The organism is Epilithonimonas sp., assembly GCF_056329745.1.
Genome location: NZ_JBWEYV010000001.1, coordinates 183,605 through 204,518, shown reverse-complemented (window position 1 = coordinate 204,518; position 20,914 = coordinate 183,605). Strand labels below are relative to the sequence as shown.

Annotated in this window: 17 protein-coding genes; 12 read left to right on the top strand and 5 right to left on the bottom strand. The window is 39.3% G+C overall.

Annotated elements, in window-relative coordinates:
* Positions 1-15 precede the first annotated feature (15 nt).
* The 7 genes from lpxD (at position 16) to AC00Y6_RS00865 (ending at position 6,595) form a co-directional block, all read left to right on the top strand.
* On the top strand, positions 16-1,038 hold the full coding sequence (lpxD, locus tag AC00Y6_RS00895) for a UDP-3-O-(3-hydroxymyristoyl)glucosamine N-acyltransferase (protein WP_474488732.1): 1,023 nt from the start codon (positions 16-18) through the stop codon (positions 1,036-1,038).
* A gap of 45 nt (positions 1,039-1,083) precedes the next feature.
* Positions 1,084-2,478, top strand: coding sequence for a bifunctional UDP-3-O-[3-hydroxymyristoyl] N-acetylglucosamine deacetylase/3-hydroxyacyl-ACP dehydratase (locus AC00Y6_RS00890; RefSeq protein WP_474488731.1), 1,395 nt, complete (start codon positions 1,084-1,086; stop codon positions 2,476-2,478).
* Positions 2,479-2,481: 3 nt separating this feature from the next.
* Positions 2,482-3,270, top strand: a complete 789-nt coding sequence (lpxA, locus tag AC00Y6_RS00885; RefSeq protein WP_474488730.1) for an acyl-ACP--UDP-N-acetylglucosamine O-acyltransferase — start codon at positions 2,482-2,484, stop codon at positions 3,268-3,270.
* Between the two features lie 33 nt (positions 3,271-3,303).
* On the top strand, positions 3,304-3,867 hold the full coding sequence (gene efp / locus AC00Y6_RS00880) for an elongation factor P (protein ID WP_474488729.1): 564 nt from the start codon (positions 3,304-3,306) through the stop codon (positions 3,865-3,867).
* Between the two features lie 156 nt (positions 3,868-4,023).
* On the top strand, positions 4,024-4,926 hold the full coding sequence (locus AC00Y6_RS00875) for an LpxD N-terminal domain-containing protein (protein ID WP_474488728.1): 903 nt from the start codon (positions 4,024-4,026) through the stop codon (positions 4,924-4,926).
* A gap of 109 nt (positions 4,927-5,035) precedes the next feature.
* On the top strand, positions 5,036-5,908 hold the full coding sequence (gene sucD, locus AC00Y6_RS00870) for a succinate--CoA ligase subunit alpha (RefSeq protein ID WP_474488727.1): 873 nt from the start codon (positions 5,036-5,038) through the stop codon (positions 5,906-5,908).
* 18 nt (positions 5,909-5,926) lie between these two features.
* Complete coding sequence (locus tag AC00Y6_RS00865; protein WP_474488726.1) at positions 5,927-6,595, top strand: porin family protein; 669 nt, start codon at positions 5,927-5,929, stop codon at positions 6,593-6,595.
* 34 nt (positions 6,596-6,629) lie between these two features.
* Here AC00Y6_RS00865 and recA read toward each other — a convergent pair whose 3' ends face one another.
* From recA to pfkA, 3 genes are all read right to left on the bottom strand, one after another.
* A complete protein-coding gene (gene recA, locus AC00Y6_RS00860; RefSeq protein WP_474488725.1) occupies positions 6,630-7,631 on the bottom strand; it encodes a recombinase RecA in 1,002 nt (333 codons plus the stop codon).
* Positions 7,632-7,816: 185 nt separating this feature from the next.
* Positions 7,817-8,821, bottom strand: a complete 1,005-nt coding sequence (gap, locus tag AC00Y6_RS00855) for a type I glyceraldehyde-3-phosphate dehydrogenase (protein ID WP_168637405.1) — start codon at positions 8,819-8,821, stop codon at positions 7,817-7,819.
* 45 nt (positions 8,822-8,866) lie between these two features.
* Complete coding sequence (gene pfkA, locus AC00Y6_RS00850; protein ID WP_474488724.1) at positions 8,867-9,853, bottom strand: 6-phosphofructokinase; 987 nt, start codon at positions 9,851-9,853, stop codon at positions 8,867-8,869.
* Positions 9,854-10,158: 305 nt separating this feature from the next.
* On the opposite strand from pfkA, the gene AC00Y6_RS00845 reads away from it, so the two are divergent.
* Entirely contained in the window at positions 10,159-11,085 is a 927-nt protein-coding gene (locus AC00Y6_RS00845; protein ID WP_474488723.1) for a malate dehydrogenase, read from the top strand.
* Between the two features lie 118 nt (positions 11,086-11,203).
* Here the strand turns inward: AC00Y6_RS00845 and AC00Y6_RS00840 are convergent, their stop codons facing one another.
* The gene (locus AC00Y6_RS00840) at positions 11,204-11,779 is read right to left on the bottom strand and encodes a YdeI/OmpD-associated family protein (protein ID WP_474488722.1); all 576 of its coding nucleotides are present in this window, start codon (positions 11,777-11,779) and stop codon (positions 11,204-11,206) included.
* A gap of 109 nt (positions 11,780-11,888) precedes the next feature.
* On the opposite strand from AC00Y6_RS00840, the gene AC00Y6_RS00835 reads away from it, so the two are divergent.
* The 4 genes from AC00Y6_RS00835 (at position 11,889) to AC00Y6_RS00820 (ending at position 17,549) form a co-directional block, all read left to right on the top strand.
* Positions 11,889-14,078, top strand: a complete 2,190-nt coding sequence (locus tag AC00Y6_RS00835; protein ID WP_474488721.1) for an outer membrane beta-barrel protein — start codon at positions 11,889-11,891, stop codon at positions 14,076-14,078.
* A gap of 136 nt (positions 14,079-14,214) precedes the next feature.
* The gene (pafA, locus tag AC00Y6_RS00830; protein WP_474488720.1) at positions 14,215-15,861 is read left to right on the top strand and encodes an alkaline phosphatase PafA; all 1,647 of its coding nucleotides are present in this window, start codon (positions 14,215-14,217) and stop codon (positions 15,859-15,861) included.
* 144 nt (positions 15,862-16,005) lie between these two features.
* A complete protein-coding gene (locus tag AC00Y6_RS00825; protein ID WP_474488922.1) occupies positions 16,006-16,776 on the top strand; it encodes a TIGR02757 family protein in 771 nt (256 codons plus the stop codon).
* A 104-nt stretch (positions 16,777-16,880) separates the two neighbouring features.
* A complete protein-coding gene (locus AC00Y6_RS00820) occupies positions 16,881-17,549 on the top strand; it encodes a YceI family protein (protein WP_474488719.1) in 669 nt (222 codons plus the stop codon).
* A gap of 454 nt (positions 17,550-18,003) precedes the next feature.
* Here AC00Y6_RS00820 and uvrA read toward each other — a convergent pair whose 3' ends face one another.
* Entirely contained in the window at positions 18,004-20,793 is a 2,790-nt protein-coding gene (gene uvrA / locus AC00Y6_RS00815) for an excinuclease ABC subunit UvrA (protein ID WP_474488718.1), read from the bottom strand.
* Between the last annotated feature and the right edge of the window lie 121 nt (positions 20,794-20,914).

The window sequence follows — 20,914 nt, the reverse complement described above, 5'->3', positions numbered from 1 at the left end:
TTATCTTTGCAAACTATGGAATTTAGTGCAGAACAGATTGCAGGACTCATTAACGGAAGAATCATCGGGGACGGAAGTACTGTTATTACAGGCGTGTCACCAATAGAAAATGGCCAGGCCGGACACTTGTCTTTTGTAGGGCAGGAGCGGTTTTTGCCTTATGTAGACGCTACAGATTGCGCCGTATTGATTGTTTCGGAGAGTTTGCTGGAAGATAATAAAGAGTATAAACCTGTCATCATTGCTGTGGAGGATGCGTACCTGTCTTTTCAGGTATTGATGAATCTTTATCAGGAGATGCAGGGCAGAAAAACCGGCATAGAAGAAGGTTCTTTCTTCCATGAGACTGCAGAGGTTGGTGAGAATGTGTACATCGGGGCATTTACCTATGTATCGGAGAAAGCCAAAGTAGGCGAAAATACCCAGATCTACCCGCATGTTTACATTGGCAAAGGCGTTAAGATTGGCAAAAACTGTAAAATAGATAGTGGCGCAAGGATCTACGATTATTGTGTGGTGGGCGATAATTGCATCATCCATTCCAATACTGTGGTGGGTGGCGACGGATTTGGTTTTCAGCCAACGGCAGAAGGTTTTAAGAAAATCCCTCAATTGGGGAATGTCATTATAGAAGACAATGTGGAGATTGGTTCCAACTGCAGCATAGACCGTGCAACCATTGGTTCTACGATTATTGGTAAAGGAACTAAGATTGATAACCTAATTCAGATTGCACATAATGTGAAAATTGGTGAGAATAATGTCATCGCAGCTCAGGCTGGTATTGCAGGCTCTACCATTATTGGCGACTGGAACCAGATTGGGGGCCAGGTAGGAATCGTTGGGCATATCAAAATTGGTAATCAGGTGAAGATCCAGGCTCAGAGTGGAGTTAACTCATCCGCAAAAGACGGTGAGACGCTCTATGGTTCGCCTGCTATCAACTACAGCGACTACCGAAGGAATTATGTGCATTTCCGCCATTTTACAGACATTGTGAAAAGAATAGAAGAATTAGAAAATAAAAAATCAGAGTAAAGGTATCGGGAGCAGAAGCCATTCTTCCACCTCAAAACTTATACAATGAGCGATAAACAGAAAACCATCAAAGAAGATATTTCCCTTTCGGGAATAGGTCTTCATACAGGAAAAGAAGTTAGCCTTACCATCAAGCCGGCTAAAGAAAATACAGGATTTGTTTTTGTAAGAACAGACCTAGAAGGCCGTCCGCAGGTAGAGGCAGACGTTAACTACGTCACTACCACAGAGCGTGGTACCACGCTGGAAAAACTGGGTGTTAAAATTCACACATGCGAGCATCTGTTAGCAGCACTTGTAGGTATGGATATTGATAATGCCATCCTGGAAATGAACAGCGCAGAACCACCTATTCTTGATGGTTCTTCAAAATTCTTTGTAGAGGCTATAGAAAAAGTAGGCGTTACCGAGCAGGATTTACCAAGAGAATATTTGGTCATCAAAGAAGTGATGAATTATATTGATCCTTCTACAGGCTCGGAACTGACTGTGATTCCTGCAGATGATTATGAGATTACCACCATGGTGGATTTTGGGACCAAAGTTTTGGGTACCCAAAATGCCAGTATGAAAAATATCTCTGAATTTAAAGATGAGATAGCTCCGGCCAGGACATTCAGTTTTTTACATGAGCTGGAGCAGCTTTTGGATGCTAACCTTATAAAAGGTGGTGACATCAGCAATGCGATTGTTTATGTGGACAAAGAACTGACGCCTGAAACTACCGAAAAACTAAAGGTTGCTTTTGGTAAAGAGGAAGTATCTATCCGCCCCAACGGTATCTTGGATAACCTAACGCTTAATTTTACCAACGAAGCTGCCAGACATAAGCTGCTGGACGTTATTGGTGACTTGGCACTGGTAGGTGTGAGGATCAAAGGGCGCGTAATTGCCAATAAACCGGGACACTTTGTAAACACCCAGTTTGCCAAAAAATTAAATAGACAATACAAATTGCAAAAAAGAAAAAACGTTCCTGATTTTGACCTCAAGGCAGAGCCTGTTTTTGACATCAACGGAATTATGAAACTGTTACCGCACAGGCCGCCGTTTCTATTGGTCGATAAAATTTTGGAACTTTCTGAAACCCATGTTGTAGGACTTAAAAATGTCTCGATGAACGAACCTTTCTTCGTGGGCCATTTTCCTAAAGAACCTGTGATGCCAGGTGTTTTGCAGGTAGAAGCCATGGCTCAGGTAGGTGGAATTCTGGTATTAGCTAATGTGCCAGATCCTGAGAATTATTCAACTTACTTTGTGAAAATGGATAATGTGAAATTCAAGAAAAAGGTAGTACCGGGAGATCAGGTGATATTCAAAATAGAATTGATTGAACCTATAAGAAGAGGAATTGTCCACATGCAAGGCTATGGCTATGTAGGAGACAGCGTGGTTGTAGAAGGTGAACTGATGGCACAGGTTGCTAAAAACAAAATATAATTTATGATTCACCAGCTTACCGCAGTAGATCCAAGAGCTAAAATTGGCAAAAACGTCACTGTAGAACCATTTACCACTATTTCCTCTGACGTAGTGATAGGATCTGGGACTTGGATTGGGTCTAATGTAACCATTATGGATGGTGCAAGGATTGGAAAAAACTGTAAAATTTTCCCGGGCACCGTAATCTCAGCCATTCCTCAGGATCTAAAATTTGACGGAGAAGATACTCAAACTATAATCGGTGATAACACCACACTTAGAGAATGTGTTACCATCAACCGCGGTACCAAGGCACTGGGTTTCACAAAAGTAGGGGATAATTGCCTTATAATGGCTACATCTCACGTGGCGCACGACTGTATTATTGGTAACAATGTTATTATTGCCAATGGATGTGGTATTGCGGGACATGTTGAGATTGGTGATTTTGTAGTTATGGGTGGTCTTTCTGCAGTTCAACAATTTGGTAAGATAGGCAAACACGTCATGATTTCCGGTGGTTCTCTAATAAGGAAGGATATTCCGCCGTATATAAAAGTAGCAAGAGAGCCTATTTCTTATGCAGGAATCAATTCTGTGGGACTTAGGAGACGAGGTTTTACCAACGATAAGATCTTCGAAATTCAGAAAATTTACCGTTATATCTTCCAGATGAAGATGAATGTGTCGCAGGCAATAGAATATATCGAAAAAGAGATGCTACCTACCATGGAGCGCGACGAAATAATCACCTTTGTACAAAACTCCCCACGTGGTATTGTAAAAGGCTATGGCTCTTCTAAAGAATAATTAATTAAAAATAAATAAGTTTATCTATATCTAATGGCAACAAGCAACGATATTAAAAAAGGACTTTGCATCGAGTTCAGCAATGACATCTACAAGGTAATCGAGTTTCTACACGTGAAACCGGGTAAAGGACCTGCATTTGTAAGAACCAAGCTAAAATCTGTAACCAATGGTAAAGTAGTGGATAACACATTCTCTGCGGGTCACAAGATTGATGAAGTGCGTGTGATTACAAGAAAATTCCAGTATCTTTATGAGGATGACAATGGTTTTCACTTTATGAACAATGATGATTTCTCTCAGATCTATCTTAATAAGGAGATGATTGAGAACTCTCAGTTTATGAAAGCGGGCGAAGAGGTAACAATTATCTTGAAGGAAGCTGATGAAACACCACTTTCTGCCGAGATCCCACCAACAGTATACCTGGAAGTGGTAGAAGCAGATCCGGGTGTAAAAGGGAATACCGCAACCAACGCACTCAAGAATTCTATCGTAGAAACTGGTGCACGCGTGATGGTTCCACTTTTTATAGAACCTGGCGATAAAATCAAAGTAAATACAGAAGACGGCTCTTATCTGGAAAGGGTAAAATAAATCAAGATGGAAGTCTGGAGTTGATCTTCATTCTTCCATTTTTTTTTTTAAGTCCTTAACTCAGATTCTCACATAGAACTTTAACAATCAGTAGATATTATGACTAATAAAACTTGATTGTATCTGAATATCTATTTTAAATTTCAATAACTATTTATGACTTTTAATCAGCCACAAAATCTCAAAACCATTGCAGAGATTATTAATGCAAAATATATAGGAGATGAGCATTTCCAGGTTTTGGGTAGCAATGAGATCCACCGTGTGCGTCCCGGCGATATCGTTTTTGTTAACCATCCCAAATATTATGATAAGGCGCTCAACTCTGCAGCAACAGTTATTTTGATTGATAAAGAAGTTCCGTGTCCGGATGGTAAGGCTCTTTTGATTTCGGATGATCCGTTCAGAGATTTTAATAAAATCAATACCCATTTTACCAGGATTTCTAATTTTCGGGAAGAGCTACATGACATCCAGGTGGGCGATAATACATTTATTCATCCCTCTGTGGTAATCGGTAATGATGTTACCATTGGAAAAAACTGTCATATCTTTCCGAATGTGGTGATTGGTGACAGGACAATAATTGGTGATAATGTTATCATCCAGGCCAATACGGTCATCGGCGGCGATGCCTTCTATTACAGAAAACTGAATGGTAATTTTGATAGGCTTATTTCTGTAGGTCATGTTGTCATAGAAAATAATGTAGAGATTGGCAACGCATGTACCATAGACCGCGGCGTTACCGATGCCACGATTATTGGGGAAGGCAGCATCTTGGATAACCAAATCCAGATTGGGCACGACACCATTATAGGAAAAAAAGTTTTGATAGCCTCCCAAACGGGGATTGCAGGCTGCTGTACTATAGAGGACGAGGTTACTATATGGGGACAGGTGGGGATGGCTTCGGGTTTAACGATTGAAAAGGGGACGGTCCTCTTAGCGAAATGTGGTGTTAATAGAGATCTTAAAAAAGGAACTTATTTTGGAGCCATTGCAGAAGAATTCCGGGATTATCTCAGAAAAGAGGTGAAGCTAAAAAATCTGAAGTAAATCATATTTTAAATTATTCAAAAAAATAACGTTTGCAGGAAAATATGAATAATTATCGTTATTTTTGCGAGTAACAAAAGTTTGTAAAATCAATAAATTATAATAAAAAATGTCAGTATTAGTAAACAAAGATTCTAAAGTTATCGTACAGGGCTTTACAGGTAACGAGGGTACTTTTCACGCAGGTCAGATGATCGATTACGGAACCAACGTTGTAGGCGGTGTTACACCAGGAAAAGGTGGCAGCGAGCATCTTGGTAAACCTGTTTTTAATTCTGTTGCTGAGGCTGTTGAAAAAACAGGTGCCAACGTCAGTATTATTTTTGTTCCGCCAGCGTTTGCTGCAGATGCTGTGATGGAGGCTGCAGAAGCTGGTATCAAAGTAATTGTATGTATTACTGAAGGAATTCCAGTTGCTGATATGGTGAAGGTAAAAGATTATATCCACGATAAAGACTGTAGGTTAATCGGTCCTAACTGTCCAGGTATCATCACTTCCGATGAAGCTAAAATTGGTATTATGCCAGGTTTCGTTTTCAAAAAAGGTAAAGTAGGGATTGTTTCAAAATCAGGGACTCTAACTTACGAAGCTGCTGATCAAGTGGTGAAAGCTGGTTACGGTGTTTCTACTGCTATCGGTATTGGTGGAGACCCTATCATCGGGACCACAACAAAAGAAGCTTTGGAATTGTTTATCAACGATCCAGAAACTGAAGCTGTTGTAATGATTGGTGAGATTGGTGGCCAGTTGGAAGCTGAAGCTGCAAGATGGTACAAAGCATCAGGTTCTAAAAAACCGGTTGTAGGTTTCATCGCTGGGCAGACAGCACCAAAAGGAAGAACAATGGGACATGCTGGTGCTATTGTAGGTGGTGCAGATGATACTGCTCAGGCAAAAATGGCTATCATGAGCGAGTGCGGCATCCATGTAGTTGCTTCTCCGGCAGAGATTGGTAAGACAGTTGCACAGGTTTTAGCATAATTATAAAAACACACAAATATGAAAAAAATCCTTTTTAGTTCTCTTTTTTTGTTGTCTTTCTTATCTCAGGCTCAGATCGATTTCAGGTCTACTGTTTTCGGGGTTGTAGCAGGTGGGACATACTCTAGGGTAAGAAATGCGCACAATCCTTCAGGACCTAGATTTTCGGTTCTTGGAGGCGTTACAGCTCAGGTTCCTGTGGGGCTTGCAGAGCAGTTTTATATTCAGGGTGAAGTGCTCTACTTTGGGGCTGGGGAAGGCGGCGATAGAAAATATGAGAAAGCTAAAGGATGGGATCATGCTGTGTATGCTAATAATTACATTAGTGTTCCTCTTAATTTCAAAGCTTATTTTTCTGAAGCAGAGTCTGAGTTTTTTGGATTAGCAGGGCCACGATTTAATTTCTTAATTGATCAAAAAATCAAAAATCCTAGTCGTCCAGTTTATACAGCAGATGGAGACCCTGCTCATCCAGGGTTTAATGGTAAGGCTAATTCCTTTAATATAGGGTTGGGTGCAGGGATAGGATATAGTTATAAGAGGCAGTTAGAGATTGCGTTAAAATATGATATAGGATTGTCTAACACTTATCCTAATCTTGTAGAATCATGGACGATGGATCCCGATACTCAGAAGAAGAAATCAGAACAGGTGGTCAGCCTGGGATTAACTTATTTCTTTAAATAAAAAAAAATGCTGTGAAATAGTTCACAGCATTTTTTTATTTATTATTGATCGCTTCTTTGATCTTATTTTCTATTTCTTCGGATAATTCAGGGTTATCTTTCAAAACATCTTTCACAGCATCACGTCCTTGTCCTAGTTTGGTGTCTTCATAACTGAACCAAGATCCACTCTTCTTCACTACGCCAAGATCTACGGCTGTATCCAGGATCTCTCCAACTTTGGAAACACCTTCGCCATACATGATGTCAAATTCTGCCATTTTGAAAGGCGGAGCCACTTTGTTCTTAACAATCTTCACCTTCACGCGGCTACCAATCGCCTCGTCACCATTTTTGATGGGTGCACTTGCTTTTCTGATGTCAACTCTTACAGAAGCATAAAATTTAAGCGCATTACCACCAGTGGTCGTCTCTGGGTTACCAAACATTACACCGATTTTTTCACGGAGCTGGTTGATAAAGATAACAGTACATTTGGTTCTGGAAATGGTTGCGGTTAATTTTCTTAAGGCCTGTGACATCAGCCTTGCATGAAGCCCCATTTTGGAATCTCCCATTTCTCCTTCAATCTCGGCTTTTGGTGTAAGGGCTGCCACCGAGTCAATCACAACAATATCAATTGCGCCAGATCTGATCAAGTTATCAGCAATCTCCAAAGCCTGCTCACCGTTGTCCGGTTGGGAAATGATGAGGTTTTCCAAGTCAATGCCAAGTTTAGCGGCATAATTCCTGTCGAATGCATGCTCAGCATCAATAAATGCTGCGATACCACCTGCTTTTTGGGCTTCGGCAATGGCATGCAGTGTAAGGGTAGTTTTACCTGAGGATTCCGGTCCATAGATTTCTATAATCCTTCCTCTTGGATATCCGCCAACACCCAAAGCCAGATCCAGCCCAAGCGATCCTGAAGGAATTACTTCTATAGTCGTATCTACAGAATCCTCTCCCAAGGTCATAACTGTCCCTTTTCCGTATGTTTTGTCTAGTTTTTCAAGCACCAGTTGTAGTGCTTTTTTCTTATCATCGTTGTTACTCATTGTATCGTAAAATTATTCTCAAAAATAATCATTTTAATTTTCAATTACTAATTTTTTGAAATTTTATAGATAATACATTGTTTAATAATATATTGGAAAAAAATAGTTGCAAAAAACAAATGATACAAAAAATAAAAAACCTCCGGACTGGCCGAAGGTTCTATTAAGACTTAAAAAAGTTTTTCTTACAAAGAAGAAGAGTGTACCAAAAGGTCTGTTAGTTTGTTAGAATAACCCCATTCGTTATCATACCAAGAAACCAATTTTACAAAAGTTGGAGACAACATGATACCTGCTTCTTTATCAAAGATAGATGTTCTTGCATCGCTTACAAAATCCTGGGAAACTACAGCATCTTCAGTATAACCAAGTATACCTTTCAACTCACCTTCAGAAGCTGCTTTTACAGCTGCTGCAATTTCGTCATAAGAAGTTGGTTTCTCCAATCTAACAGTAAGGTCTACAACAGAAACGTCTGCTGTTGGTACTCGGAAAGACATACCTGTCAATTTACCGTTAAGTGAAGGGATTACTTTCCCTACTGCTTTTGCAGCACCTGTAGAAGATGGGATAATGTTGTTAAGTGCAGATCTACCACCTCTCCAGTCTTTTGCAGACGGTCCGTCCACAGTTTTTTGAGTGGCTGTAGTAGCGTGTACTGTTGTCATAAGGCCTTCTGCAATACCGAAGTTATCGTGGATTACTTTAGCCAACGGCGCCAAACAGTTGGTTGTACAAGAAGCATTGGAGAAGATTTTTACATCATCTGTCAATTCTTTGTGGTTGACACCCATTACAAACATTGGAGTATCATCTTTTGAAGGAGCAGAAAGGATTACTTTCTTAGCACCAGCATTGATGTGGGCTTGTGCAGCATCTTTGGTAAGGAATAATCCTGTAGATTCTACGATATATTCTGCGCCTACCTCGTTCCATTTTAGGTTGTTAGGATCTTTCTCAGCTGTTACGCGGATGGTTTTTCCGTTAACGACAAGGTTGTTACCCTGTACCGATACTTCTCCTTTAAATGTTCCGTGAACAGAATCGTATTTTAGCATATAAGCCATGTACTCTGCATCGATAAGGTCATTGATACCTACTACTTCGATGTTGTCTCTTTCAGTCATTGCTCTGAATACTAAACGTCCTATTCTACCGAATCCGTTAATTCCTACTTTAATTGTTGACATATTGTTTAAAAAAATTTAGGTTTTTAAATTATTATTAATGAATGATTACATTGCCAATATCTCTGCGATATGCAATAGCTTTTTATCGATTTCGTTATGTTTTTTAATGGCTTCTTCAATAGGCGTGTAGGTGATTTTGTTCCCCTGCATACCTACCATCACTTTGTTTTTACCTTCCATAAGGCCAATTACAGCACCATAACCCAGGTTGCTTGCCAGCACACGGTCTGCACAGCTAGGCGATCCGCCTCTTTGGATATGGCCCAAAATCGTAACACGGATGTCAAAATTTGGGAACTCTTCTTTTGTGGCTTTGGCAATGTCATAGATGCTGCCCAGCTCTTCGCCTTCTGCAACTACTACAATGCTGGAAGATTTACCAACTTTCTCAGCCGTACGGAAGTTTTCAAAAAGATCATGGATGCTGTCTTTTCTTTCCGGGATCAGGATGTCTAATGCACCTGTCGCAATACCACTGTTCAGTGCAATAAAACCGGCATCACGCCCCATCACTTCTACAAAAAATACACGGTTGTGTGAGGTAGCCGTATCACGGATTTTATCTATGGCATCCATCGCGGTGTTAAGCGCGGTGTCATAACCAATCGTATTGTCTGTCCCGAAGATATCGTTATCAATAGTCCCTGGAACGCCAATTACTTTGATACCAAATTCTTCATTAAATATTTTAGCTCCGGTAAAACTACCGTCTCCGCCAATACATACCAAAGCATCAATGCCCAGCTTCTGGCATTGTTCGTAAGCTTTTTTACGACCTTCTGGCGTCATGAATTCTTTGGATCTGGCAGATTTTAGAATGGTTCCGCCTTGATTGATAATATTTTTTACAGACCTTGCGCCCATTTTGGTAACATCACCGGCAATGAGGCCGTTATAACCTTCGCGAATCCCGTAACAGGTAATATCGAAGTGGTTTGCTGTCCTTACAACGGCTCGGAGCGCGGCATTCATTCCTGGTGCATCTCCTCCGGAAGTGAGAACGGCAATAGATTTTATATTGTTTTCTGACATATATTCAAAAATTTTCCAAGCAAATTTACAAAATATGAATCACATTTCATTGCTGAATTAATTATTATGCACCAAATTATAATACAAATGTTATTATAACATCATTTGACCATTAATCATGCAAATAGGCTCAATGATTGATCAAGCCATCGCGATATGATAAAAATTGGATTTTATTTTTATATCAGACAAAGGAAGTTTTATTATATTTACGATTATTAGCAAACAGTTTTTTGCCAAGGTGAAATGTTATCAACTTACACATTGGCAAACCTGGAATTATATCAAAACAAAAAAATTATATTATGAAAGTTACCGTAGTAGGAGCCGGCGCCGTAGGAGCAAGCTGCGCAGAGTATATTGCAATGAAAAATTTTGCATCAGAAGTGGTATTGGTAGATATTAAAGAGGGTTTTGCCGAAGGCAAAGCGATGGATCTGATGCAAACCGCTTCTCTTAATGGCTTTGATACCACCATTACGGGGACAACGGGCGATTATTCTAAAACGGCAGGTTCCAAAGTGGCAGTTATCACCTCTGGGATCCCAAGAAAACCAGGGATGACCAGGGAAGAATTAATTGGAATCAATGCAGGCATCGTAAAAGATGTGACAGAAAACTTGGTAAAATATTCCCCAGATGTTATTATTATCGTGGTGTCAAACCCGATGGATACCATGGCATATTTGGTTCACAAAACTTCTGGTCTTCCAAAAGAAAGGATTATCGGGATGGGCGGTGCGCTTGATTCTGCAAGGTTCAAATACAGGTTGGCAGAAGCCTTGGGAAGTCCCATTTCTGATGTAGATGGGATGGTGATTGCTGCGCATTCTGATACCGGGATGTTGCCGCTCTACAGCAAAGCGACAAGAAACGGAGTGCCAGTTTCCGAGTTTTTGGATGATGAGCAAAAAGCCTCTGTAATAGAAGAAACCAAAGTGGGAGGTGCTACGCTTACCAAACTATTGGGGACTTCGGCTTGGTATGCTCCGGGAGCTGCTGTGTCAGTAATGGTGCAGGCTATCCTGTGTGACCAAAAGAAAATGATCCCTTGCTCTGTAATGCTGGATGGCGAATATGGGCAGAGCGATATTTGCCTAGGCGTACCGGCTATTATAGGAAAAGATGGTATAGAAAGCATCGTCAATATCACCTTGACCGCAGACGAACAGCTGAAGTTTGCCGAAGCTGCCAAAGCCGTAAAAGAAGTGAATGGCGACTTAAAATTCTAGATTGTACAAGTCATAAACCTAAAAACCGCATTTTTCCAATGCGGCTTTTTTTGTTAATATCAGATTATAGAACGTTTATTCCTTCTAAGGGCTGGACTGTTATTTCCTTTTTCAATCTTTAGTCATTTATGCCTTTTCCGTCAAGGATATTGGGGATGGATTTTTCTATACGGGATTCTCTCGTTTTGGATTGTTTAGGTGAAGAGAAATAAAACAAATAACCTCGTTGTCTTCCCGGCGTTAAAGATTCAAAAGCATTTTTTAATTCGGGATTTTCATTCAGTTTTATCTGAAATTCTTCGGGAATTGGTATCGCTTCTTTTTTTATTTCAACCTTTTCGCCCCGTTCTTCTATCTCAATAGCTTCGAAAATATAGTCTTTGATAATTTGCTTTTTATCCAGAATATCCTGAACATTTTCAAATCGCAACTGTCTGCCGGCTTGGGTATTTTCTCCCATTTTTAACAAAAGGTGATGAGGGTCTTTCATAATTCCGCCCTTAAAAAACAAAAGCGCAAAATAGTTTTTGAAGCCTTGTATAATAACAATATTCTTCCCCAGAAAAGAGTAACATGGTTTGCTCCACTTTAGAGATTCTGTCAAGTCACAGTCCAATATGATGGTTCTCAGCGTATACAGCTCGTGCTTCCACTGTTTTGATTGATTAATATAATCGTCTACTTTTGGATTCATGTTCAAAGTATTTTGTCCAAATTTAATTAAAATTCGATTTTACAGCAATTTCATGAAAATTGGATGTAACAAATGTTCTGTTGTTGTTGTCTTATATAAAAAACTGAACATGAGATTAATCTTTTCAAGCTTGGGATTGCTTGCTGCAACGTTAACTTTGGCGCAGACCAATGACACAATCAAGACCAAAGAAAAAGAAATAGAAGCGGTTACTGTAATCGCAAAGAAGCCGACTGTTGAAAATAAAGCTGACAGAACGGTTTTTAACGTGGCAAATAGCTCTATCATTGCAGGAAATACCACATGGGATATTGTGCGGATGACGCCATTGGTTAATATAGATAATAACGACAATATACGTGCAGAAGGCCAGTCTGTAACGGTTTATATCAACGATAGAAAAACCGTATTTACTGGCAAAGAGCTCAAAGAATATCTTGCAACTATCCCTGCAGATAATCTGATGAAAGTAGAGGTGATTACTAGTCCATCTTCTAGGTATGAAGCCACTGGGGCTGTAATCAATATTGTACTTAAAAAGCGAGATGATGAAGGGATTAAGGGGAGTATTTCCCTTACCAATAAACAGAATACCAAAAATAACCAGTACGGCAGTATCAATCTTAATTATCACAAAAAGAATTTTACACAAACCTTTACAGGAAGCTATAACGACAATGTTTTTGTCATCAAAAATGCCAGTGATTACAATTATTACGCTAACAAAGATAGGCAGTTGATAGAATCGCAAAGTGCTTATAACAACAAAACACCTTCTTTTTCTTCTACATCTGAGTATGAGTTGAATGACAAAAACAGTCTGGGATTGGTACTGGAATATTCTCGTGGCAATAGAGATGCTAATTCTGATTCCTTTACAACTTTCTTTACCAATGATATTTTGCAAAAGAAAGCGTATCAGAAATTGGTAAATTCCTCAATCAATAATACTTTGGGAACCAATTTGTTCTATAAGTATTATGATAAAGAAAAAAATAAAATTCTGGATATTAATTTGGGGGTTAATTATGATTCTGAAAAAAGCGGAGCAGAAAGGATTCTTAAAAATGCGACTCAATCTTCTCAAAGCATAGATTGGAATTTGATTACACCTGCCCAGCAAACACTTATAAATACAGACGCTGAGAACCGTAATTATTACTTCAAAATAGATTACACCACGCCTCTAGGGAAAGGTGGCACATTGGAAGCTGGCGGCAAGGCTAATTTTAATAATAATGTAATTCCGAATGATTATATTGATTTGATGGACAGCTCGAAAACCCTTAGAAGTGATTTTCATTATGTTGATAACATCAATTCTTTATATCTTAATTACAGCAAGACCTTTTTTGAAAAATTAGAGACCAGATTTGGTTTGCGCTATGAATACATTCATTTCAAAATCAGAGAAAATGTAGGGAACAATGGCAGGAAGGATTCTTATGGTAGCTTCATGCCCAATGTTTTACTCAAATATGCGTTTTCTAGCAACTATGATTTGAGCTTTACTTATAACCACAGTCTTTGGAGACCTTGGTTTTCCGAATTTAATCCATTCGAAATGCCCAATAATGAAGGGATCTATTACCGTGGAAATATGGAGCTTCTCCCAAATCCGAATGACCGATTTATGTTGAAACTGAGTTTATTCAAAAAATACTTTCTTTCTGCAAGATACTCGTTCACCAATCAGGATTATTGGGAAAATTATCAACAGGAATATGATGCTAACGGGAAATTGTTGAAAACCATTACGTTTCCTGATAACTTCAAAGGGAAGGTGAACAAATATTACTTGTTTGCCAATACAAATCAGAATCTTTTAAAAAATAAATTGAACGTCAATCTCGGCCTTGGATGGTATTACATTGATAATAGCGATTTTAACCAAAGAAACGGATTAGGAAATGCCAACAATTACATCAGCTATCTGGGTGGTACAGCTAACCTTTCTTACACCAATCTTTTTAACAAGAATATTAATGTAAGCGCTTGGTTTAGCGTTGATAATCAAAATAACGGGAATTCAGTTTCTAATAAGTATAATTATTTTCATAATATATCGGTGACCAAAATTTTCCCTGTTTCACAGATCGAGACAAGTCTTCAATTGATGAATATCTTTAAAAGACCAAGTATGAACACAACTACTTATACCCAAATAGGTACTGTTCAAAGCTATAACAAATGGGACTGGTATGGTTTTTCTCTGACTTTTGTGAAGCGTTTTGGAAACCAAAAAGTTAAAGAAAATACTAAAACCGATGTGGAGAAAGATGCGGGTGGCGCAAAGTAATTTTTATAACTACAATGGATAAGAACGGATCACTTCCGTTCTTTTTTTATTGCCAACAGTTTTAATTAAAATTAATACAGTTCTTTTCCTAAAACTTTTTAAAACTGTAAATTTGACGGCAATAAAAAGTAATCGGATGTTCAGAAAAATTCAGATTCTCCTGCTGGCTGTAGCCACGATGGCGAATGTAGAAGCCCAAAAAACAAAATTAAATAATGTTGAAAGACCAAAACTTGTAGTAGGTCTTGTTATAGACCAGATGCGCTGGGATTATCTTTACCGCTATTATAACAAATTTGGGAATGATGGTTTCAAAAGACTCCTCAATACTGGTTATTCTCTTAATAATGTTCATATCCCCTATGTTCCTACGGTAACTGCCTTGGGGCATACTTCGATCTATACAGGCTCTGTTCCTGCTATCCATGGTATTGCCGGAAATGACTGGATGGACAAGGAAACCGGTAAAAACGTTTATTGCACCACGGACGAGAGTGTAAAACCTGTAGGCACAACTAACGCGAAGATTGGAAGCCATTCACCCAAAAACCTGTGGTCTACAACGATTACAGATGAACTGAGGTTGGCGACGAATTTTCAGGGTAAAGTCATTGGCGTTTCACTGAAGGATCGCGCTTCTATATTACCTGCCGGCCATACGCCTAATGGCGCTTTTTGGTTTGATGATTCTACAGGGGACTTTATCACAAGTTCGTACTATATGAATGAATTGCCTACCTGGGTAAAGACGTTTAATGCACAAAAACTTCCGGAAAAACTGGTTGCCAATGGCTGGAATACACTCCTTCCAATCAATCAGTACACAGAGAGTGCACCCGACAATTCGCCTTGGGAGGGTTTGTTGGGAAGTGCAAAAACGCCTACTTTCCCTTACAGCAACCTTGCTGCAGATTATCAGGACAAAAAAGATAATATCAGATCTACACCTTTTGGAAACACGCTCACGCTGAAATTGGCGGAAGCATCTGTAGAAGGTGAAAATTTGGGCGGGGACAATATTACGGATATTCTGGCGATCAACATTGCCTCTACCGATTATGCCGGTCATAAGTTTGGACCCAATTCTATAGAAGTAGAAGATGTTTATCTAAGACTGGATCAGGATTTGGCTGAATTTTTCAAATATCTAGACAGCAAAGTGGGCAAAGGCCAATATACGGTTTTCTTATCCGCAGATCATGGTGGGGCACATTCCGTTGGTTTCCTTCAAGAACATAAAATTGCGACCGGCTTTTTTGGAGAAGGCATGCAGAAAAATGTCTCCGCAAAACTGAAAGAGAAATTTGGGGTTGACAAACTGATTAATGCCATAGATAATTATCAGGTCTATTTTGACAGAAAACTGATCGCAGATAACAAACTGGATTTGGAAGCGATCAAAGATTTTGCCATCCAGGAAATAACAAAAGATCCCAATGTATTGTATGCAGTTTCTACTACCAAGGTTCAGGAAGCAACTATTCCCGAGCCTATCAAGCAACGAATTATCAATGGGATCAACAGGCAAAGAAGTGGTGATATCCAGCTGATTTCTCATGATTCTATGTTGCCGCCTTATTCCAAAACTGGGACTACACACAGCGTTTGGAATTCCTACGATTCTCACATACCTTTGATTTTTATGGGATGGGGCATACCGCATGGCGAGAGCAACAAACCTTATTTCATGACGGATATTGCACCAACTGTTTCTTCCCTTTTGCACATCCAGTTCCCAAGTGGTAATGTTGGCAATCCTATAACCGAAGTAATCGGAAGATAAAAAATATTTTAAAATCTAGATTTTAAATCAATAATTAATTAAGTCGCAAATGTTTTCAATGAGAACTTTGCGGCTTTTTTCGTTTTATGATTGTTTGTCTTTCACCTTTGCGACAAAAACAATTCGTATTTTTGAACAATGAATTTGAAAGAAGAAGATATTTTCGATCTGCTGAACGAAAAAGCGGAATTATACAATTCTCAGGATTTTATTACCGATGACCCAATTCAGATTCCACATCGTTTTTCTCTAAAGCAAGATATCGAGATCGCGGGTTTTTTGTCAGCCAGTATTGCTTGGGGCAATAGAAAATCGATTATCAATGATGCCAACAAAATGATGGAATTGATGGGGCAGTCACCTTACGATTTTATCATGAATTTTACAGAGTCTGATTTGGATAAAATCCCATCAAAAGCGATTCACAGGACATTTAATCATGAGGATTTCATTTTCTTTTTAAAGAATTTCAGACGAATTTATACTCAGTTTGATAGTCTGGAAGACGTCTTTCTCATCAATGAAAATGAAACCAATTTTTATCATTCCATAGAACGATTCCGGAATTATTTTATCATCGAGCAGCACCGGGGACAAAAACATGTCAGTTCTCCTTACAAGAATTCCGCGTCCAAAAGGTTAATCATGTTTCTCCGCTGGATGGTGCGAAAAGATAAAAAAGGGGTAGATTTTGGTATTTGGGAGAATATTGATGCCCGGTTTTTGTCGGTTCCGCTGGATGTTCACACCGCTAATATTTCAAGAAAACTCGGTATATTAACCCGTAAACAAAATGACTGGAAAGCAGTGGAGGAACTGGATATGATTCTCCGCAAATATAACCCCAACGATCCTGCTATTTATGATTTTGCGTTATTTGGACTGGGCGTTTCCAAAGCATTAGAGGAGTTTTAATATGTACTAATTAAAAGCGATGGTCAAATTTTTATTGATCTACATCAATGCTTCATGTGAATAGGTTTCCTATTTTTGCAACTGAAAAATAAAAATATTTAGTAATGAAAAAATTAACAGTATTGGCGTTGGCAGGCGCTGCACTTATGTTTACAGCGTGTAATGACAAAAAAGAATCTGTTAAAGATGCGCAGGAAGTTGCTGCAAAAACAGGGGATTCCTACAAAGTTGATTTAGCAACTTCTAATGTTGATTGGAAGGCATTTCACAAAGGTGGATTTGCACCTCGTTGGGGAACTTTGAACCTTAAGTCTGGTGAAATTACCGTGGAGAATAATGCAATTACATCAGGTGATTTTGTGATTGATATGACCAGCCTAAAGGTTAATCCTGCATCGGTGACCGAGGCAGATAAAAAACCGGCTGATCTTGAGGCTCATTTAAAAAATCCTGACTTTTTTGATGTGGCTAAGAATCCGACTTCAGATTTTAAAATCACTTCTGTGGACGATGTAAAGGGCGATCTTCCAAAAGATGCGGTTGCTGGTGCCAACAAAACCATTAGCGGAAACCTGACTTTATTGGGTAAAACAGTCAATGTATCTTTCCCTGCGAAAGTGACTGTTGCGGATGGTAAAACCTCAATTGAAGCTAAGTTTACGGTAAACAGGGCAGACTGGGGAATCAAATTCGGGACTGATGAAACCGATCCAGCAGAATGGATGATCAGTAAAGATATCGAGCTTGGCATCAATGTGCAAGCTGCTAAATAATTGATCTGAAAATAATACAAAAGCCGCTTCGCAAGAAGTGGCTTTTTTTAATGTTTACATAAACACTTCCAAAGGCCAAAATGTGACATTCTTAATATTTAACTTATAATGAATCTTGCCAGGCTGAGTTTGTCGAAGCCCAATAAATTTGTTTTTAAAATGAAAGAACCGACTCTTTAGAAGCCGGTTCAGTAGATAAAACATCTCATTTTTTTAGTTAGACAACAACAAAAAAGGATAGCCGACGATGCTATCCTTTGATTTTTATATCAAATGTAATTTGAGTAATTCTGATGAAACCAAAAGTTGATTTTGTAATCATTTTTCTTAAATCTCTATGGTAAATTTAGAAAGAAAAACAATACAAAATGTAAACTGAATGTTAAAATTTCACACTTATCCACATTTTTTTGTGGATAACTTCGTATCTGTTAAAATTAAATTTGATAAAAATCTACTTGAGCTTATCCTTAATATATTTCCCGGTAAAAGATTTTTTCTCTTTAACCAAATCTTCCGGTGTTCCGGTAAAAACAATCTCGCCACCGTATTTTCCTGCATTCGGGCCAACATCAATAATGTAATCTGCCGATTTGATAATGTCAGGCTGATGCTCGATAACCACTACAGAATGCCCCAGTTCTATCAAAGCCTGAAGCGATTTCAGTAATTTCTTAATATCATGGAAATGCAAACCTGTGGAAGGTTCATCAAAAATGAATAAGGTTTTCTCCGTGGTGACACCTTTTACAAGGAAAGACGCCAATTTTACACGCTGCGCCTCGCCTCCCGAAAGGGTAGAAGAGGATTGTCCCAATTGCAAATAACCCAAACCTACGTCCTGCAAAGGTTTCAGTTTAGTTACAATTTTTTCTTCGTGATTTTCCGAGAAAAATTCCAGCGCTTCATCCACTGTCATATGCAGGATGTCTGAGATATTCTTCTCGTCGTATTTGATTTCCAGGATTTCTTTTTTGAATCTTGTGCCGTGGCAATGTTCACACTCCAGCTCGATGTCTGCCATAAACTGCATCGATACCGTGATGACACCTTCACCTTTACACTCGTCACATCGGCCGCCATCTACGTTGAAAGAGAAATGTTTTGGCTTATAACCTTGCACTTTTGCCGATTTTTGTTTGGCAAATAAATCTCTTATGTCATCATAGGCTTTCAGGTAAGTCACAGGATTGGAGCGCGAAGATTTCCCAATAGGGTTTTGATCGATTAGTTCGATATTCTGAATCAACTTTTTTGGAAACTCCACCGAATCATAATCCGCTTTTTTACCGCCCATTCCCAGTTGGATTTGGATCGCATTGGTCATCACTTCCTTCATTAGCGTTGATTTGCCACTTCCCGAAACGCCGGTAATCACAGTAAGGCATTCCAGAGGAACATTGACGTCAATATTCTTAAGGTTATTCTGTCGTGCACCTTTTATTTTGATGAATTCTTTTGGTTTTCTTCGTTTAGCAGGTACTTCAATCTCCAGTTCGCCATTCAGGTATTTGGCGGTTAAAGTTGCAGACTTCAGCATTTCATTGTAATTACCACTGAATACGAGGTCGCCACCAAGATAACCGGCTTCCGGGCCAATGTCAATAATGTAATCAGCAGCGTGCATCACATCTTCATCGTGCTCTACCACTATAACAGTATTTCCAAGATCACGCAGCTGTTGCAAAACGCCGATCAGGTTTTCGGTATCGCGGGAATGCAGACCGATACTCGGCTCATCCAAAATATAAATGGAACCCACCAAAGAACTTCCCAAACTGGTTGCCAGGTTGATTCTCTGGCTTTCTCCGCCCGAGAGTGTGTTGGATGTCCGGTTCAGTGTCAAATAGCCGAGTCCGACTTTCGTCAAAAATTCTAACCTTGTTTCGATTTCATAAGTTAGTCTTTTGGCAATTTCTTTGTCGTAATCATTTAGTTTAAAACCTTTAATCAGGGGCAGCAATTCGTCCAGCGGCAGTTCTATCAGCGACTGGATATTATGACCATCAATCTTTACCCAACTGGTTTCTTCTCTTAAGCGTAATCCCTCGCAATCGGGGCAGGTAGTCTTCCCACGGTAGCGGGACAACATTACGCGGTATTGGATTTTGTAAAGATTCTCCTCCAGCATTTTGAAAAAATTATCGATGCTTGGGAAATTTCTCGTTTTATCGCCGCGCCAAAGGTATTGCTTCTGCTCTTTTGTCAGCTGGTGATAAGGTTTATGAATCGGGAAATCTTTAGCTTTTTTGATGAAATCTTTTTTCCATTCACTCATACTTTCGCCGCGCCAGGATGCTACTGCATCTTCGTACACCGATAAGTTTTTGTTCGGGATCACGAGATCTTCATCAATGCCAATCACCTTGCCATAACCTTCGCAGGTTGGGCAGGCGCCATAAGGATTGTTAAAGCTGAAATAATGAACATTCGGTTCGTTAAAAACAATGCCGTCCAGCTCAAATTTGTTGGAAAAATCCCGGATCTTTCCGTTGTCTGTATTCTTGATTGCGCAATAGCCACGGCCTTCGTAAAAAGCCATCTGGATAGAGTCTGCCAAACGTTGTAAAAAGTTTTCGTCTTCTTCATAGCTAAACCGGTCGATAACCAAGTTGATTGCCATATCTTTTTCCGGCGTGAATCCGAAACTTTCCAAATCTTCGATACCGGCAAGATTGCCGTTGACTTCCAATCTTGTAAAGCCAGAAACTTTGAGTGTTTTTAATTGCTCCGCAAAATGCTCCACTTCAAAAACCAAAGGTGCCAAAAGTAAAAATGTTTCACTTTTTTTGGAATCGCGGATAAAGTTGATTACATCGGTAACGCTGTCTTTTTTGACTTCTTCACCGGAAATTGGTGAGAAAGTTCTGCCGACTCTGGCGTAGAACAACTTTAGGTAATCGTAAATCTCCGTGGAGGTGCCTACTGTAGATCGCGGGTTAGAAGAAATCACTTTCTGCTGAATGGCGATAGAAGGTGCAAGCCCTTTGATATCGTCAATTTTTGGTTTCTCCAGTTTGCCTAAAAACTGTCGTGCGTAAGAACTCAAACTCTCCACATAGCGCCTCTGCCCTTCGGCATAAATGGTGTCAAATGCCAATGATGATTTTCCGCTTCCGGATACACCCGTTATCACAATGAGTTTATTCTTCGGGATGAGAACATCAATGTGTTTCAGGTTGTTGAGGTGGGCGTTTTTAACGAAAATATACTTTTTGATATCGATTTCTGAAGCTGTAGCCATAGTAAAAATAAGACCAACAAATTTACGAAAAATTAAAAGGATTGGCCTTATGATTTTTGGATTAAGTCATGGTTTTGAAAATTACTAAAATCAAGAAGATTAAATAACAAATTGTATTAAG

Coding starts and splice junctions, on each gene's coding strand:
- lpxD (WP_474488732.1), top strand. CDS start 16: ATGGAATTTAGTGCAGAACAGATTGCAGGACTCATTAACGGAAGAATC.
- AC00Y6_RS00890 (WP_474488731.1), top strand. CDS start 1,084: ATGAGCGATAAACAGAAAACCATCAAAGAAGATATTTCCCTTTCGGGA.
- lpxA (WP_474488730.1), top strand. CDS start 2,482: ATGATTCACCAGCTTACCGCAGTAGATCCAAGAGCTAAAATTGGCAAA.
- efp (WP_474488729.1), top strand. CDS start 3,304: ATGGCAACAAGCAACGATATTAAAAAAGGACTTTGCATCGAGTTCAGC.
- AC00Y6_RS00875 (WP_474488728.1), top strand. CDS start 4,024: ATGACTTTTAATCAGCCACAAAATCTCAAAACCATTGCAGAGATTATT.
- sucD (WP_474488727.1), top strand. CDS start 5,036: ATGTCAGTATTAGTAAACAAAGATTCTAAAGTTATCGTACAGGGCTTT.
- AC00Y6_RS00865 (WP_474488726.1), top strand. CDS start 5,927: ATGAAAAAAATCCTTTTTAGTTCTCTTTTTTTGTTGTCTTTCTTATCT.
- recA (WP_474488725.1), bottom strand. CDS start 7,631: ATGAGTAACAACGATGATAAGAAAAAAGCACTACAACTGGTGCTTGAA.
- gap (WP_168637405.1), bottom strand. CDS start 8,821: ATGTCAACAATTAAAGTAGGAATTAACGGATTCGGTAGAATAGGACGT.
- pfkA (WP_474488724.1), bottom strand. CDS start 9,853: ATGTCAGAAAACAATATAAAATCTATTGCCGTTCTCACTTCCGGAGGA.
- AC00Y6_RS00845 (WP_474488723.1), top strand. CDS start 10,159: ATGAAAGTTACCGTAGTAGGAGCCGGCGCCGTAGGAGCAAGCTGCGCA.
- AC00Y6_RS00840 (WP_474488722.1), bottom strand. CDS start 11,779: ATGAATCCAAAAGTAGACGATTATATTAATCAATCAAAACAGTGGAAG.
- AC00Y6_RS00835 (WP_474488721.1), top strand. CDS start 11,889: ATGAGATTAATCTTTTCAAGCTTGGGATTGCTTGCTGCAACGTTAACT.
- pafA (WP_474488720.1), top strand. CDS start 14,215: ATGTTCAGAAAAATTCAGATTCTCCTGCTGGCTGTAGCCACGATGGCG.
- AC00Y6_RS00820 (WP_474488719.1), top strand. CDS start 16,881: ATGAAAAAATTAACAGTATTGGCGTTGGCAGGCGCTGCACTTATGTTT.
- uvrA (WP_474488718.1), bottom strand. CDS start 20,793: ATGGCTACAGCTTCAGAAATCGATATCAAAAAGTATATTTTCGTTAAA.